9 protein-coding genes are annotated in these 15,746 nt (G+C 58.8%); 7 read left to right on the top strand and 2 right to left on the bottom strand.

The genetic code is table 11. The features are described 5' to 3' along the window. Position 1 precedes the first annotated feature (1 nt). A complete protein-coding gene (locus EC919_RS06555; protein ID WP_133772317.1) occupies positions 2 to 940 on the bottom strand; it encodes an iron-sulfur-binding ferredoxin reductase in 939 nt (312 codons plus the stop codon). Then, on the bottom strand, positions 933 to 2,054 hold the full coding sequence (locus tag EC919_RS06550) for a GGDEF domain-containing protein (RefSeq protein WP_133772604.1): 1,122 nt from the start codon (positions 2,052 to 2,054) through the stop codon (positions 933 to 935). The genes EC919_RS06555 and EC919_RS06550 overlap by 8 nt, the downstream gene beginning before the upstream one ends. Before the next feature lie 326 nt (positions 2,055 to 2,380). Between EC919_RS06550 and EC919_RS06545 the strand changes: the two genes are divergently transcribed. The 7 genes from EC919_RS06545 (at position 2,381) to EC919_RS06515 (ending at position 15,740) form a co-directional block, all read left to right on the top strand. Beyond that, a complete protein-coding gene (locus tag EC919_RS06545; protein ID WP_133772315.1) occupies positions 2,381 to 3,388 on the top strand; it encodes a hypothetical protein in 1,008 nt (335 codons plus the stop codon). Between the two features lie 83 nt (positions 3,389 to 3,471). Next, positions 3,472 to 6,105 (top strand): RHS repeat domain-containing protein, encoded by a 2,634-nt coding sequence (locus EC919_RS06540; RefSeq protein ID WP_133772313.1) that lies wholly within the window; start codon positions 3,472 to 3,474, stop codon positions 6,103 to 6,105. A 92-nt stretch (positions 6,106 to 6,197) separates the two neighbouring features. After that, positions 6,198 to 8,642, top strand: a complete 2,445-nt coding sequence (locus EC919_RS06535) for an RHS repeat domain-containing protein (RefSeq protein WP_166650499.1) — start codon at positions 6,198 to 6,200, stop codon at positions 8,640 to 8,642. 374 nt (positions 8,643 to 9,016) lie between these two features. Continuing rightward, the gene (locus EC919_RS06530; protein WP_081567934.1) at positions 9,017 to 10,540 is read left to right on the top strand and encodes a fumarate hydratase; all 1,524 of its coding nucleotides are present in this window, start codon (positions 9,017 to 9,019) and stop codon (positions 10,538 to 10,540) included. A 338-nt stretch (positions 10,541 to 10,878) separates the two neighbouring features. Then, positions 10,879 to 11,922, top strand: coding sequence for a hypothetical protein (locus tag EC919_RS06525; RefSeq protein ID WP_133772310.1), 1,044 nt, complete (start codon positions 10,879 to 10,881; stop codon positions 11,920 to 11,922). Further along, complete coding sequence (locus EC919_RS06520) at positions 11,915 to 14,557, top strand: RHS repeat domain-containing protein (protein WP_133772308.1); 2,643 nt, start codon at positions 11,915 to 11,917, stop codon at positions 14,555 to 14,557. The genes EC919_RS06525 and EC919_RS06520 overlap by 8 nt, the downstream gene beginning before the upstream one ends. Before the next feature lie 76 nt (positions 14,558 to 14,633). Beyond that, positions 14,634 to 15,740: a hypothetical protein gene (locus EC919_RS06515; RefSeq protein ID WP_133772306.1), complete on the top strand. Its 1,107-nt coding sequence runs from the start codon at positions 14,634 to 14,636 to the stop codon at positions 15,738 to 15,740. The last annotated feature ends 6 nt before the right edge of the window (positions 15,741 to 15,746 follow it).

Below are 15,746 nucleotides of genomic sequence, written 5' to 3'. Positions count from 1 at the left end.
CTCAGCCCCTCTCGACAAACTCGTCAGAGAGCACCTGACCTCGGGGCAACCCCGTGATAAACAGCCGCTTCGAAAACGCCTCGACGCTGGTGGGTGATCCGCACACCAGCGCGATGGTCTGCCGGGATGTCACGCGCAATCCGCTCAGCACAGCCGCAAAGGCCGACAGTTCGATCGGCTCCACGGAAATATTTGAGTGCCGGGCCGCCAGCTCGCTCAATGGGCCCGTCAGGTAATGCTCCTGAGCATCGCGCGCCAGATGCAGCACGCGGATGTCTCCCTGATGATCCTGCCGCAACGCTTCGCGCAGCACTCCCCACAACGGTGCTAATCCGGTACCCGCCGCCAGCAGCCATAACGGCCGGTCCTGCCAGTCGGGGTCGTAACGCAGCGAGCCGCCCTGCAATTCGCCGAGGCGGACCGGATCGCCGTTTTTCAGCGTGCGCGCCACATCAGCGAAAGCGCCCGGACGCTGGCAATCGACATGAAACTCCAAAAAGGGATCATCCCCTGGCACGCTCGCCAACGAGTAAGGCCGCGCTACGCCGCTTTCGGTCCACAACACCAAATGCTGGCCGACGCGATAGCGCAACGGTCGTTCGGGGTCTAGTCGCAGGCGTAGCACCGACGGGCTCAGCCAGTCTGCACCGACGACGGTTGCTGGCAGGCCATCGCGCACCGGGTCGAAGACTTCCACCGTCAGATCGTCAACCACCCGACACTGGCACGATAGCCGCCAGCCCTGGCCGCGCCTCGTCGAGTCCAGTGCTTCAGGTTCTGCATCCAGAGGCTCACCGCTGACGCAGCGCACCATGCAGGCATGGCAACTGCCGGCACGGCAGCTGTAGGGGACGGACAGACCGGCGTCGTTCAAGGCGTCAAGCAGATTGGTACCGGGTGCAACCGACCATCTCCGGTCGCCGACCTGCAAATCAGGCATCGGCGTAATCCCAGGCGCCGTGGCAGCGATTGCGGCCCTGGTGCTTGGCGCGATACAGCGACTGATCGGCACGCTGTAAAGCGCGGTCCATGCGGTCACCGCGCTCAATGATGGCCATGCCGATCGACAGGCTTAAATCCAGCTCTGGAAATTCGGGCAGCGTGACGTGGGTAAAGGCCAGGCGGATACGTTCGCAGCATTCGACCAACTGAGCGCGGGTACAGCGCGGAATGAGCAACACGAATTCTTCACCGCCATAGCGGGCCAGGATGTCATCGGCCCGCAGGCACTGAGCGGCGGTTTGGCCAAAGATCTGCAGCACCCGGTCGCCCGCAGCATGACCATGGAGATCGTTGACTCGCTTGAAGTGGTCAAGGTCAATCAGCGCCAGGCCTGCGGTGTAATTGCCGTTCATAAGCTCGAGTTCGCGGGTGGCGATGCGCAGGAAGTGACGGCGGTTATAGAGGTTGGTGAGCTCGTCGGTGGACGCCAGCTCTTCGAGCTGCAACATCATGCCGCGCAAGGTTTCCTGATGCGCCTGCAGAGTGATCCGACGCTGGTGCATGCGGTTGCGCGAGTTCTGGACGAAGCGCGCGAACAGGCACAGCCAGGAGAAGATGATAAACAGCGCGCAGGTCTGCAGCGCGGCGAGCCCCGGATCGTCGAGCTGGTCATGCGCCGCATCCCACAGGTTCAGCCCTATGAAGCCCAGCAAGGCGAGCACTGAGCAGCGAAGGAAGACTTTGGGCCTCAGGTGAAAGAGACCGAACAGCAACACCAGCACATAGAACACCAGAAAAGTGCCACGGGCCGAATCCATATGAGCGAGCACGAACGTCTGCCAGCCCAGCCCCATGAGCACTTGAAATTCGGTCAGGCTCGGATCCTTGAAACGCTGGTTGTAGCCGCCGAAGAACACCAGGCTCAGCACGCCCTGCATCAGAAGCACAGAGACGCTGGCGAGCCAGACGCCAAAAAAAGTCGCGTGGTAGTAGCCGGTGCAATACGCAACCATGACGAGCACGATCAGTAACACGTAGGTGCCGGTTGCCAGGCCAAAACGCTTTAGCCGCAAGCGCTGGATAGATCCGTCTAAAAGAGGCTGGTTGGTCATCGTGTAGGGTTTCGTCCTGTCCGGCCACAGGGGCCTGCTTCGCGCCGCTGGTCGAAGATGTAAGCGAACGCTTCGATCATCCGGGAAGAGTGCCAATGTAGAGGAAACGGCGCGTTTCGCCAACGCGTCCATCGTCCGACGCGAAGATACTGCCGTCTGGGTGTAAGGAATCTGGTACGACTCAACGCGACAGTGGCCGATTCAGGGCGACGTGCCCATGAAACATCGCGTTAAACCTGGTGGCGCACTCTATATATATTTATCCCGGCCTGGACGACTCAAACGCGTAACCTCAGCCCGCACTCAACAACCACGGAAGGTTACCCATGCGAATCGAATTCAAAGATGACGCCAAATGGCTGAGCAAATTCAAGATTGACGTCACGTCCAGCTCGAACAAGCTTTACAACAATGGCAATCAGCAAGTCAAAGTCACGGTCAGCCTGACACCCATCAAAGGACAGGAAATTACCGACCAGCAGATGGACAGCATCTGGATCTTCCTGATAAAGGACGGCAGCGACTATCGCGATCTGGGCGGTGGCTTCGGCCAAGGTGCCGGGCGTTCAGAATGGGCGAATAACAATAACGCCGAGCCGGAAGATTTTTTCAGGGTATCGCTCAAAAAGAATACACAGTTTGAATACTACGCTGCGTCGGGATTTGCCCCTCACAATCTGCTTGAATCCGCAGCGCGGAGCCGGGATTTTTATATCTCCACACTTGCCCATGGTGGCGAACGTTACAAAATCCATGCGGCAATAATGAAAGAAGAAGGCGTTCAATACGCTACCAGCACGTCACGTTTCAACTCACACGTAGAACTGGAGACCCTCAGCTCCCCGCGCCGCAGACGCACCGACTTTACGCTGGAGCGAGTCCATGCTTTCGAAGGCTCCACCGACAACGAGAAGACCGCCGTAGACATTGACGTCTATTACCTGCAGTTTGCCGAGCGGACGTTGCGGATTGTCCACGCCGTCCCGCTGGATGGCGACCAGAGCACTTATTATTACGAAGACTGGAAAAGCGCCGACCCGCTTTTGTCACTCACCGGCATCCACTACAACGAAACCCAGTTTCACTACGGATTCAAACCTGGAGCTGCACGAGACTTCAGCTATCAAAATGTTTCTGTCGCAATAAACAATCGTCCCGGGGCGATGAGCTTTTTACGCATGGAGCTCATCGGCCCGGCTGGTTTGGCGCCCAATGCCCCGGCGTACGGTCCAAAGCGCTGGATAGTGTTTGATCAGTATGGTAATTGGCACGGCATTGAAATGACCCAAAAGAATTCGGGCAACGAGATCGATTTCATCATGCATGACGTGTAAGTCGAAATGGCGCCGGGGCGTCATATCGACCCTCTTATGACGCGCTTTTTTCACTTAATGGCCTACCACTAAAGAGAACTCGCATGTCCTGCATTCATACCCAAGCCAGTAATTTCATGGACTGTATCAAGACCGGCGTTGATGCCCGCACCGGACAGTTCACCATCGCTTTCAAACTGCCTCTACTGCCTGCCAACCATCTGGCCGGCCCCGCTCTTACTCCCACCCTCACTTTCGGTGTACTTGGCTCGACCCGCAACAAAGGGTTCGGACTGGGCTGGTCGCTGGACTTGAGCGAACTCGACCTGCATCAGGATGCGCCGTCGTTGCGCCTGTCGTCAGGTGAGCAGTTCGCCGTCGACCTGGACGACGTCACCTTCACGCCGGGCAGTGAACTCAAGCTGTTCGACGCCAAACTCAAATCGATGGTGGTGACGTGCGAGCAGGAAGATGTGTTCCGAGTGGATCACAAAAACGGTCAGACCGAAATCCTCACCCGACAGCACGACAGCGCGCGCTACCTGACCACCGAGTTGCGCACTCCGGAAGGCAATCGCGTAATCGTCGAATGGGCGCCTCATGGCAATGGCGATTTCATCCTTGAAACGATCCGCGATGAATCCCGGGTCTTGCTCGAGGTGAAAACCGATGGCGCCGAAGTCGTATTCTCGGTGCCGGGACGCGAGGACGAGACGGTGCGCCTGCAACTGGCCAACGACAAACTGAGTGACGTCTACCTGCCTGGAATCGAGACGCCCTTCTCCATCGTCTACGACCATCATGCCCTCGACGCTCAGAACGACCTGCTGCTGCCAACCCGCCTTTCCAGCCCGTTGGGCGCGACCGATTCAGTGATCTGGGCCACCGGCGAAGAAGGCCATCGACTGCCACCCGGTGCACCCTTCGAGATATTGCCCCGGGTTCTGGAGTGGACGCATTCAGCGGGAACGGACGCTACCGCGCTCACCCGCTCCTACGAATGGTCCGGCGCTCACAACTTCCTGGGGTTCGGCAGCGAACAGGCATTCGACTGGCAGCAGGGGCGCGACAACCTCTATCAGGTCGATCAGGATTACGAGTACGAAGTCGTCGAAACCCTGGCCGGCCCTGACGGTGACACACTGTCGACCATCACCCGGACGTGGAACCGCTTCCATTTAATGACCCGCGAAGTGACACGCCGGGGCAGCGCCGAAAACCGCACCGAAACCACCTTCGGCCTTGACCCCGCCGCCGATTGGGATGACCAGCCCGCGTGGTACCAGCTGCCACACCAACAGACGGTCACCTACATCGACCATGGCCGCGCAGGTCTGCAACGCAGCGAGCAAACCGACTATCGCTACGACGTGTCGGGCAACCTCATCTTCACCCGATCGCCCGCCGGTGTAGAAGAGCACAGCGAGTATTACCCTGCCGAAGGCATGCCCGCTTCTGCCGATGGCACCGGTTGTCCGCCCAACGCACTGGGCATGGTCCGGCATCTGAAGAAAAAGACCATCAAACCGGCGCGTCTCGATGACGGCACTTACGGCGGCGCGCCCGTCATCTCCACCACCTACACCTACCAGGCGCTGGCCTCAAAGCTTGAAGGCGGACCGGCGTTCATTGTGGTGAACGGCGAGAACGCTCGGGACGAGAGCAATGGTCGCCTGCTGGAAACCACCACTCAGACCTACGTGACTGAACCGGGACCGCACTATGGGCGCCTCGACAGCAAAGTTACGACACTCAATGGCAAAGCCACCACGACGAGCTTCCGCTATGAGCTGAGTGAGGACGAGCTGAGCACTCATACCACCCTCACCGGTTTCGAGAACACCGAACTTGTGCGCGCGACTCAAAGCTGCGCCCGATCCCTGCTTACGGGAAGGCTTACACGGGAACGCAATCAGGCTGGCGTCGTCTCGCGTTACGTCTACGATGCTCTCGGTCGCATTACGCTTGCGGTGACCGCCGATGACAGCCGCTACGAAGCCCGGCGTACTTCCACCTACCATGTGAACGATCTGAAAGCGCACGATTGCAGGACCGGAAACGAGAATCCGGTGATGGTCGAGCATCATCATTCAACGGGTCAGCGCCGCCGCCAATGGCTCGATGGCGAGGGTCGCACTGTGCGCGTGGAGCTCGAAGATATCGACCACGCCCCTGACGTGTTCCGCGAGATTGCCTGCTGCGTATTCGACGCCGAAGGCCGCACTGTCAGCGAAACGCAACAGGACTGGCTGCGCGATCCAGAGAACCCGGCCACCGTGACCGCACTCAGACTGACGACCCGGACGCACTACCATGACTGGGGCCAGGCGAGCCTGAGCGTTACCCCCGATGGTGTCGAAAGCCATATTGAGCACGATCCGGTGAACCTGACCGTCAATAGCTGGCAACAGAATGGCTCACTCAAGGGGCCAAGTACGCTCACGCAACACAACGCGGCTGGCAGCGCGATCAAGGAACAGCTGTACGACGCCGACGGTGTATTGATTCGGACCAAGGAATGGCAGCGCGACGGACTGGACCGTATTACCCGAACAACCCTCCGGGTACCTGGCGAGGCAGATCGCGTGACGTCCGTTGAGCTGGATGCATACGGACGCATCGTCGAGCAGCGGCTGGCTGACGACACGGTCGTGAACTGGACTTTCGCCGCTCACAGCGACGACAACCACCCCGAAACCATCGCCGTCACCGCGCCCCTTGTCACCCGGGCGCCTTGAGCACGGCGTCCGAGCACCCGAAGTCATGAACGGAAAGCCTGTGGCAAACCGCAGGCTTTCCAATGGATGCGACATTTCGAAGGATCGAAAACATGAACAACTCCACGATAATCGGTCGTCAGACCTTCGACGGCCTGGGTCGTCAGCTTTCGGTGAGCGTCGGAGGCCATACCTCCCGCTTCCAATACCGCGCCGGGCAGCTGCCGCCCTCCTCGACCACGCTCGCCGACGGCAAGGAGGTCCGGTTCACGTATGAGAAGGACCTGAACAACCAATTGCTCAGGGTCGAAGCCGATGGGGACGCCCCGACGGCAATAACCCGGCACGCACAATTCGGGCACCCTTCGACGATCGTCGGTGAACTGGGCAGCCAAGCCTTTGCATTCAGCCCGGGAGGCCAGGAGACCGAAGACCGCTGGACCGTCGACGGGCAGACCCACACCACCGCATGGCGCTACTCGTTCAGCGGCCTGCTGCAGGGCTTTCACGATGCCAAGGGTGTTGCTCATCGGCGCCAGTTCGACGCATCTGGTCGAGTGAGCGCTACCCGCGTTGGCGAGGTGGACACCACCTATGCCTATGACGCCCTGTCTCGACCGGCGACTGTCAGCGTCAGTGTCCCGGAAAGCGGCAGAACCCTGATGACCGCAATCACCTACGACACCCTTGGACGTGAGCACACGCGCACCTTCACCATCACGCAAACGGGCGAAGACGGAAAAGCCGACGTTCGAACCATCACCCAGACCCTTGCGTACACGGGGCTGGACCAGATCGCTTCTCGAACCTGGGCCGAAGGCGCAGCATTCAGCGAGGAGCGCTTCGAATACGATGTGCGCGACAGACTGGTGCGTTACATCGCGGATGAGCACGCGGCGTCACCCGATCCGTACGGCAACCTCATCGTCGAGCAGGTGTTCACCTTCAATGCCTATAACGGCCATGAGAAGGTGGTGAGCACCTACGCTGACGGGAGCCGCGACGAAGCCCGCTTCAGTTATGCCGTCAACGATCCGACTCGTCTGGTGAAAGTCACCCACACCCATCCGTCCTGGCCAGCAGAGGTCACGCTTGGTTACGACGAGTGCGGGCGCGTGATCAGCGACAGCCTTGGCCGCCACATGCACTGGAACGCCCAGGGACGACTGATTGAAATCAGTTCACCGTCAGGCACCTGCAAGTACCGTTACGACCCCAGCGGGCAACTCACTGACCGTGAAGTGGACGGCATCCTGACCCGCGATTTCTACAGCGCCGATCAACTCACCCATCAATGTCGTGACGAAGACAGCATCGAACTCATCGGCGACCTGAGCGCGTTGTTTGCCGTGAACAAAGTGACAGGGGGCATTCGCCAGACCCTCCTGCTGGGTACTGACGCACAGGGCAGCGTGCGCCTTGAGGCCGGCAGAACAGTGCGCACACGACGCTACACCGCCCACGGCGCACAGGCTTCAGACGTTGGCGACCTTGCATTCGGCTATGCGGGCGAGCAGCTCGAACCCGTGTCCGGCCTTTGCATTCCGGGCGGCAATCGACCTTATGATCCGATACTGATGTGCTTTCTCGCACCTGACACCGACAGTCCGTTCGGGCCGGGCGGCATCAATCCATACGCCTGGTGTGGCGGGGATCCGGTCAATCGTGTGGACCCCGACGGCCATAGCTGGGTGAACTACGCCATCGCAGGGGCCGGCCTGGCATTGGGGCTTGTCGCGATGATTCCCGCGGTAATCGCTGCCTTGCCCGTGGCAGCTGCGTTGATCAGTTCCGGGGCGGGCCTGCTGACGACCGGGCAAATAGCGGGGCTTGTCGGTGTGGCGCTGGACATCATCGGCATGGCTACGGGCGTTGCCAGCCTGGCCCTGGAAGCGACCGGCACTGACGGCGCCGCATCCGGCATTTTAGGCGGCGTTTCCATGGTCGCCAGCCTTGCCGGGGCAGGAATCGGCCTGAAGCTGTTTACGCTGAAGAATGCAGGGAGCAGGCTCAAGGCAATGGACATCAAGCAGGGCTGGACCTCGCCCAAACCTGGTCGTCTTGGCAGTGGAGAGCTGCTTGCGCAACACACATCCCGGGGAGTGGACGTCGGTTTCATCGATACCTACCTGGGCTCCAATCGCGCCGCCCTCCTGACACACGGAGATCTGAAACGCGCGCTGCTGATGGGGCCTGATGGTAAAACAATGCGGGCAGCCGACGTCGCAAGAGAGGTCATAGCCCCCCGGCTCCAAGGGCTTGGCGCCGGGGCTGATGAGACGTTCGTGTTGCTGTCGTGCTGGGGCGGGAAGAACGGTGCTGCGCTGGAGATCGCCAAGGAGCTGGGCCGCCCCGTTCAAGGATTCACGGGGAAGGTCTTCGTCAAAGGCTTCGCCAACCTCCAGGTGAACCCGAACGCGGCAAACATACCCACCCAGGCCACCTCCTACCTGGAACGGATGCGTGCGACGGGCAACCCTTTCAAAGCACTGAAAACCACCTACAAGCCGGCGAAATCCAATATTTATCACCCTGACGGCACAGTAGTCGCAGTTTGAATCGTCGACAGACTTGTCTGACATTATCTCGAGGGATTGGAACCATGACCGCACTCTCATCATCGGTCGTCAGACCTTCACTTACAATTCGCTCAACGGTCATGAAAAGGTGGTGACCACCTACGCCGACACACGTGCAGCGGTTCCATGACTGAAGCAGCGCCGACACCCTGCCATTCAGCGCTCCCTGCCGCTAATACCAACGTTTACCCTGCGTCAGGGTGTCGCGCCGGCGGTCAGGCGCTATACTGCCGCGCCTTTTCCTGCCACGGCGCCTGATGGGCAGCCGGGCCGAAGGCCGTTCGCATGAGTGTCCATCACACCCAGCGCGAACAGCCCTATTCAAAGTTCCCGCCTGAGAGAGGAGAACGCCCATGACCGTGATCAAGCAGGATGACCTGATCCAGAGCGTCGCTGACGCGCTGCAGTTCATCTCCTATTACCACCCCGTCGATTTCATTCAGGCCATGCACGAGGCCTACCTGCGTGAAGAATCCCCTGCCGCACGGGATTCCATGGCGCAGATTCTGATCAACTCGCGCATGTGTGCCACCGGCCATCGGCCGATCTGCCAGGACACCGGTATCGTCACCGTGTTCGTCCGCGTCGGCATGGACGTGCGCTGGGATGGCGCCACCATGGGCCTGGACGACATGATCAACGAGGGCGTGCGTCGCGCCTACAACCTGCCGGAAAACGTCCTGCGCGCCTCGATCCTCGCCGACCCGGCCGGCGCTCGCAAAAACACCAAGGACAACACCCCGGCGGTCATCCACTACTCCATCGTTCCGGGCAACACCGTGGAAGTGGACGTGGCGGCCAAGGGTGGTGGCTCGGAAAACAAATCCAAGATGGCGATGCTCAACCCGTCCGACTCGATCGTCGACTGGGTGCTCAAAACCGTGCCGACCATGGGCGCTGGCTGGTGCCCACCGGGCATGCTCGGCATCGGCATCGGCGGTACCGCCGAGAAAGCTGCAGTCATGGCCAAGGAAGTCTTGATGGAGTCCATCGACATCCACGAGCTCAAGGCCCGCGGCCCGTCGAACCGTCTGGAAGAAATGCGTCTGGAGCTGTTCGAGAAGGTCAACCAGCTGGGCATCGGCGCCCAAGGCCTTGGCGGTCTGACCACCGTGCTCGACGTCAAGATCATGGATTACCCGACCCACGCCGCATCGCTACCGGTGTGCATGATCCCCAACTGTGCCGCCACCCGTCACGCCCACTTCGTACTCGACGGCTCCGGCCCGGCTTCGCTGGAAGCACCCCCGCTGGACGCCTACCCCGAGATCGTCTGGGAAGCCGGTCCGTCGGCGCGGCGCGTCAACCTCGACACGCTGACGCCCGAAGACGTGCAGAGCTGGAAGCCGGGCGAAACCGTTCTGCTCAACGGCAAGATGCTCACCGGTCGCGACGCGGCGCACAAGCGCATGGTCGAGATGCTCAACAAGGGCGAAACCCTGCCGGTGGACCTGAAGGGTCGCTTTATCTATTACGTCGGCCCGGTCGATCCGGTCGGTGACGAAGTGGTGGGACCTGCCGGTCCGACCACCGCGACGCGGATGGACAAATTCACCCGCCAGATTCTCGAGCAGACCGGCCTGTTGGGCATGATCGGCAAATCCGAGCGCGGCCCGACCGCCATCGAAGCGATCAAAGACAACAAGGCCGTTTACCTGATGGCCGTGGGCGGCGCTGCCTACCTGGTTGCTCAGGCGATCAAGAAGTCGCAAGTGCTGGCCTTTCCTGAACTGGGCATGGAAGCGATCTACGAGTTCGAGGTCAAGGACATGCCGGTCACGGTTGCGGTAGACAGCAAGGGCGAGTCGGTTCACATCACCGGTCCCGCCATCTGGCAGAAGAAGATCAGTGAAAGCCTGGCGGTAGAAGTGCAGTAAGCGTTTCAATCGCTAAAACGAAAAAGCCCGACCTGCGTGTCGGGCTTTTTTGTGGGCGATGCGTCGCCGTAAAACAATTAACTAGATTAATTTGCGATGGGTGTTATCGCGATTACGCCTACCCCATAACGTGGCGCGATTAGAGGACAACCATTCACTCTATTTTTGCGCAGTCTTATTGCGACGCGCTTTAACGCTCTCCTTGTCTCCAAGCACATCAATATATAGCCCCCGGCATTGAGTTCCATGAACCTGAAATGCGGGCCGCGGCTCAAAATGCCTCCATGCAAAGACTGCTAAGGTTTATCTAACCACCGTGCTGGCACAAGGAAACAGTCATGAGCACACGCAATCCTTCCAAAGCAAAAAAATCAGAAGTCGGCGAATGGCTTAGCACGTTTAAAATCGAATTCACTTCAAACAGCCCCTCTTTGTATGGGAACGGACGACAACAAGTTGAAGTAACTTTGTTAGTGGAAGGCGCGAGGGGCAGTGGCATTACTCAGGAACAGTTGAACACTCTCACGATCGTGCATCGTAACGACCAAGGTGAGTACGCGCCGCTCCCTGATACACAGAGTGAAGATTTAGACTGGTTTGCCAGCCTGACGCGAGACGAACGCTTCGATTACTACGAAGGCTCGGTCCACGGCCACTTCGCCGCACCAGACACCGATGCGGTCCTATCGAAAAGGTTTTACGTGAGCACGGTGGCTTCCGGGGGAAGTGTCATCGAGTTGCACGCCCAAATTGAAATGGCGCCCGACGCGATATTTGTGACCGAGGACACGAATGATTCGAGCATCAAGCTGAGCGCCGTGACACTGCCGAGCTACATCTTTCCCGACCATTACACGTGGGCCAAGACCTGGCAGCAAGGCGATTCCAACGCATCCGCTTTTATCCAGGAGTGGTCGCTGGCCGCGAATCAACCTGCTTTTTCGTGTGCGGAGGAGCGCGCCGGGAATCCCAACGGGATGATTAAATGGCAGCGCAACGCACCGGGTGAATCTGCAGCATCCAATGTCGGTATCGGTTACCCGGGAGACACCGAATTTCGATACAACCCCTCTATTCTCGTTGGGGATGACTTTGCTGCACGCAGACATAAGAAGGTCCAGTCAAATAACAAAAGCCACGTCGTTGTGGTGCTCCAGGCAGATAACAATATCCCTTATAACGCCGGCGGACTCTCGCATCAGGGGCCATGCCGGGTACTGGTCTATGACAAGAACGGTAATACCCATGAACTCGAGTTTTCGTTTGGTACCGAAGGGACGCCATTCGAACAGCGGACCACGCTCAGGGTAAACGTCAACTCCCCCGCCAGAGGCAGCCTTCGGTCAGTCGAGACGACTGTTGGAGCGCCCAGAGATGCATGACGATGTGGCTCGGGCGACCCTCCACCGGCGACTGCAGAACCCCGGCGGCCTCTATTCACAGAGCAGTAATTTTCTGGGTGTCGTGCAGTCTGCGGTCGACTCACGTACGGGTCAGTTCAATCTGGCAGTCACGTTGCCAGCGGTGCATGCCAATCAACTGAGCGGCCCGTCGTTCGCCCTGACCCTGTCATTCAGCCCTCTGTCATCACTGCAAGATCACGGATTTGGTCTGGGTTGGACCGTTCTCGCCTCAGTACTGACGCTGAATCTGGACAGCGCTTTCCTGACGCTTTCGTCTGGCGAGCACTTCGCTGTGGATCGAGAAGCCAGCGGCACCATGATCAACAGCGAGCTGGTATTCGCCGATCACAAACTTAAATCGTTGAAAGTCACCAAGCTGACCGATGACCGCTATCGCATCGACCAAAAATCGGGGGAAACCGAAATCCTCGAGCGACTGGATAAAGGCGATGTTTTCCTGTTGCGCGAGATGCGATCACCGGAGGGCCGCTCGGTGTTTTTCAAGTGGCTCCCATATGATAACGGCTCTCATATGCTCTCTCGCATTTACGATGAAAGCCGGACACTGCTTGAAATCAGCCGGGACAAAGGCCGGGTGTTTTTTCTGTTCGACACTGGATCCGAGTCTCCTTCCACGATCGAGCTATGGCTTCTCAACCGTCAGCTGTCGAACCTGAAACTTCCGGGTATCGATACAACATTTGGTTTCACTTATGAGGTGATCGATCTGGGTGCTGGTCAGGGTTTTCTATTTCCCAGAGAAATAACCGGCGCCTTAGGGGCTGTCGATACGATTACATGGAGCTCGGAGGGCAGCGGGCACAGACTTCCTGACGACGCGCCGGTTGTATATGTCCCTCGAGTCGTGACATGGCAGCAATACACAGGAGATGCTGCGGCGACCCTGAATCATCGCTACCAATGGGTGGGGACTGCCAATCACTATGGCTTCGGCAGCGACGCAGGATTTGTGTGGGAAGACGGCCGGGACAACCTCTACAAGGTCAACAAGGACTATCGCTACTCAGTGGTGGAAACCCTGACTGACCGGACGGGGACTGAGCTTGCCTCCATCACCCGGGAGTGGAATCGGTTTCATCTCCAGACCCTGGAAACCACGGTCCGGGGGCAAGCGCAAGTGCAGGTCAGGACCCTTTATCACGTCGATCCGGACCTGAGCTGGGCGGCGCAGCCGGCCTATTGCCAACTGCCCCATGTCGTTACGACCACGTATTACCAGGATGCCGATCATCAGCGCAGTGAAGACATTGAGTACCGCTATGACGACTACGGCAATGTGATTTACACGCGCTTCCCCACCGGCGTGGTCGAAGAGAATCTCTACTACCCGGCAGACGGCTGCGATGAATGTCCGCAGGACCCGTTGGGTATGGTGCGATTCCTCAGCAAGAAAACCACGATACCCGCCCCTCGACGCGACGCGGCGCCAACGCTGTGCACGACCTATCGTTACGAGAACCTGCCCTCACTCACTGCGCTCGACCCGCCACGCGCCCTGGTGGTTGAAGAACAAGCCTGGAATGAAGCCGAGGGTCAGTTGCTCGAAAGCACCCGGCAGACTTACATCCAGAGCATTGGACCCTATTACGGGTCCATCGAGACATCTGTAACGACGGTCAACGACCTGCCCACCACCACTCGTTACGTCTACACCTCCGAGGCAGATCGGCTTACTACCCAGACCATTGTCGAGGGGTACGATTTCGTCGCAGACGACCCGGTCAGTCGCTCGATCAGTAGTGAGAGCCGCTCACTGCTCACGGGCCAGACGCTGGAAGAAACGAGCCCCGCAGGCGTCATTACCGCCTATGAGTATGACTCGCTTGGCCGAATTACGCAGACCACCATCGCCAAGGGCTCCGCGTATGAAGCCGAACGTACCTGCGCCTATCACCTTGGCGATGCCTTCGTGAAATCCCACCGCCCCAAAACGCTCGTCGCCAGTGCGGCGCTCGAAGAAACAGACGCATCGGGACAACGCAGGCGCTCCTGGCTGGACGGCAAAGGTCGGGTTGTCAGCGTGGAACTCGAAGACCGGAACGACGCCACAGGCACGTTCCGTGAAATCTCACGGACCGGTTACGACCCGTTGGGGCGGGTCATCAGTGAAACGACCCGTGAATGGCAGGCTGACGGCACACCGTTATTCGAGGTCTGCAGTGTGACGGGCTATGACGAGTGGGGTAACGCCAGCGCGTTGACCTCACCGACGGGGGTCGTCAGCCATGTCCGGCGTGACCCCATCAAAATGCGCAGCGTGCAGTGGCGCCAGACCGCTTCCGGCCGACGCACGGGCAAGCTGGTGACCTACAGCAATGTCGCTGGCAGCGTGATCAGGGAAGAGGTCATTGACGATCACAACCATGTGACCCGCGCCACGCTGCTCAAGCGTGACGGGCTGGATCGAGTGGTGGAACAACGGATCAAGGTCCCGGGGCAGGATGACATCGTGACCCGCTACCGCTACGACAGTTACTCCAGAGTCATCGAGCAGGTAATGCCGGATGCAACGTCGGTGATATGGGCCTATGCGGCACATAGCGATGGCGCGCACCCGCAGTCGGTAACAGTCACTCAAGATGAGCCGGAATAGCCGGTTCCGCTGCCCTGTTCCAGACATACCGAACGTAGACGTCACGCCCCACCCATACGAAACCGAGGTAACAGTCATGGCTCAGATTGCGGGTTTGAATCACTTCCAGATCAAAGGCAACGGTTCACCGAAGGACCAGTTTAACTGCCCGATCTACAAAAACGGTCGTCAGCAGATCCAGGTGGATATCGTGATTGATGCCTACGGTGAGTCGGGGGAAATCATCCCTCTAACGCCGACGCAACTGAAAACCGTCAGGTTGATTGACTACGACAGCGGATCAATTGTCGATGGCCAGCTGACTCGCAGTGACACTAAAAACGTATTCGATTTTTATGGCGGTACGCTGCCGCTTGATGCGGGTTCGGTCAACCAAAACATGAGCGTACTCACGTTTTACATTTCGGTGCCCAGCTCGGTGAATTTCGCTCAAAAGCAGGTTGCAGCAGAAATAACCCTGGAGGGAGCAACGTACAGGACTAATGATCACAGTGCTCCACCTGGAGGGGCATTCAACAACGGCGGGTTTAACAGCTCTATCATCGTCAATCCCTTGTCTACTTATTCATTCTGGGCCGCGGACTTCCAGATTGCTAAGTTAGGCCCGATTGGTTCCGGTTATCCCCCGGGAGGTACGGGCCAGTCCAGAGATCTCTACCAGTGGGAGATCACGTTTCGGGACCGGGCCTTTCGCATACTGAGCTCTGATATACCCGACGTCCACTTGACCAACATCTTCTCGCAGTTCGTCAGAAGCGGAACCAACAAGGACACCAAACACTGGGCAGTGCCAGTCCGTGAAGTCGGTAGCATCGTATACCTTGGTGCCGGTCTTGAGGGCAGCTCCGCCCGGGACGTTTATATTTACCCCTATGTAAAGCACGGCGCGGCCTATGCCATCCATGAGGAAGCAACCGAGCTGGCTGGCAATCACTACATCTCTAAAAGGATTATGTACATCGACCACAACGGTTGCGGACACTTTGTTTATCTTCGGCCCAACAACAATGGGACCACGTTTGAAATTGTCGACAGCGCCAGGTTGATTGGCGACGGCTCTCATGATGATGCTCAGCGAGTAGGTGACTTATACCCCACCGTTGTCCCCGTCATCAGCGCTGCAATCACAGCTGGCATCACCGCGGCCATCAAGTCGGTGCTGTCGTCCGTCCGCCGCAGATAGTGCTGA

The organism is Pseudomonas graminis, from assembly GCF_004364335.1.
In the GTDB taxonomy this organism is placed as follows: Bacteria; Pseudomonadota; Gammaproteobacteria; order Pseudomonadales; family Pseudomonadaceae; genus Aquipseudomonas; species Aquipseudomonas graminis_D.
The sequence above is the reverse complement of the archived record's forward strand: the minus strand, read 5'-3'. Positions and strand labels throughout refer to the sequence as shown.

Excerpts from the sequence above, each read along its gene's own strand:
- EC919_RS06515 (WP_133772306.1), top strand. The coding sequence starts at position 14,634 with ATGGCTCAGATTGCGGGTTTGAATCACTTCCAGATCAAAGGCAACGGT.
- EC919_RS06520 (WP_133772308.1), top strand. The coding sequence starts at position 11,915 with ATGCATGACGATGTGGCTCGGGCGACCCTCCACCGGCGACTGCAGAAC.
- EC919_RS06540 (WP_133772313.1), top strand. The coding sequence starts at position 3,472 with ATGTCCTGCATTCATACCCAAGCCAGTAATTTCATGGACTGTATCAAG.
- EC919_RS06525 (WP_133772310.1), top strand. The coding sequence starts at position 10,879 with ATGAGCACACGCAATCCTTCCAAAGCAAAAAAATCAGAAGTCGGCGAA.
- EC919_RS06550 (WP_133772604.1), bottom strand. The coding sequence starts at position 2,054 with ATGACCAACCAGCCTCTTTTAGACGGATCTATCCAGCGCTTGCGGCTA.
- EC919_RS06545 (WP_133772315.1), top strand. The coding sequence starts at position 2,381 with ATGCGAATCGAATTCAAAGATGACGCCAAATGGCTGAGCAAATTCAAG.
- EC919_RS06530 (WP_081567934.1), top strand. The coding sequence starts at position 9,017 with ATGACCGTGATCAAGCAGGATGACCTGATCCAGAGCGTCGCTGACGCG.
- EC919_RS06555 (WP_133772317.1), bottom strand. The coding sequence starts at position 940 with ATGCCTGATTTGCAGGTCGGCGACCGGAGATGGTCGGTTGCACCCGGT.
- EC919_RS06535 (WP_166650499.1), top strand. The coding sequence starts at position 6,198 with ATGAACAACTCCACGATAATCGGTCGTCAGACCTTCGACGGCCTGGGT.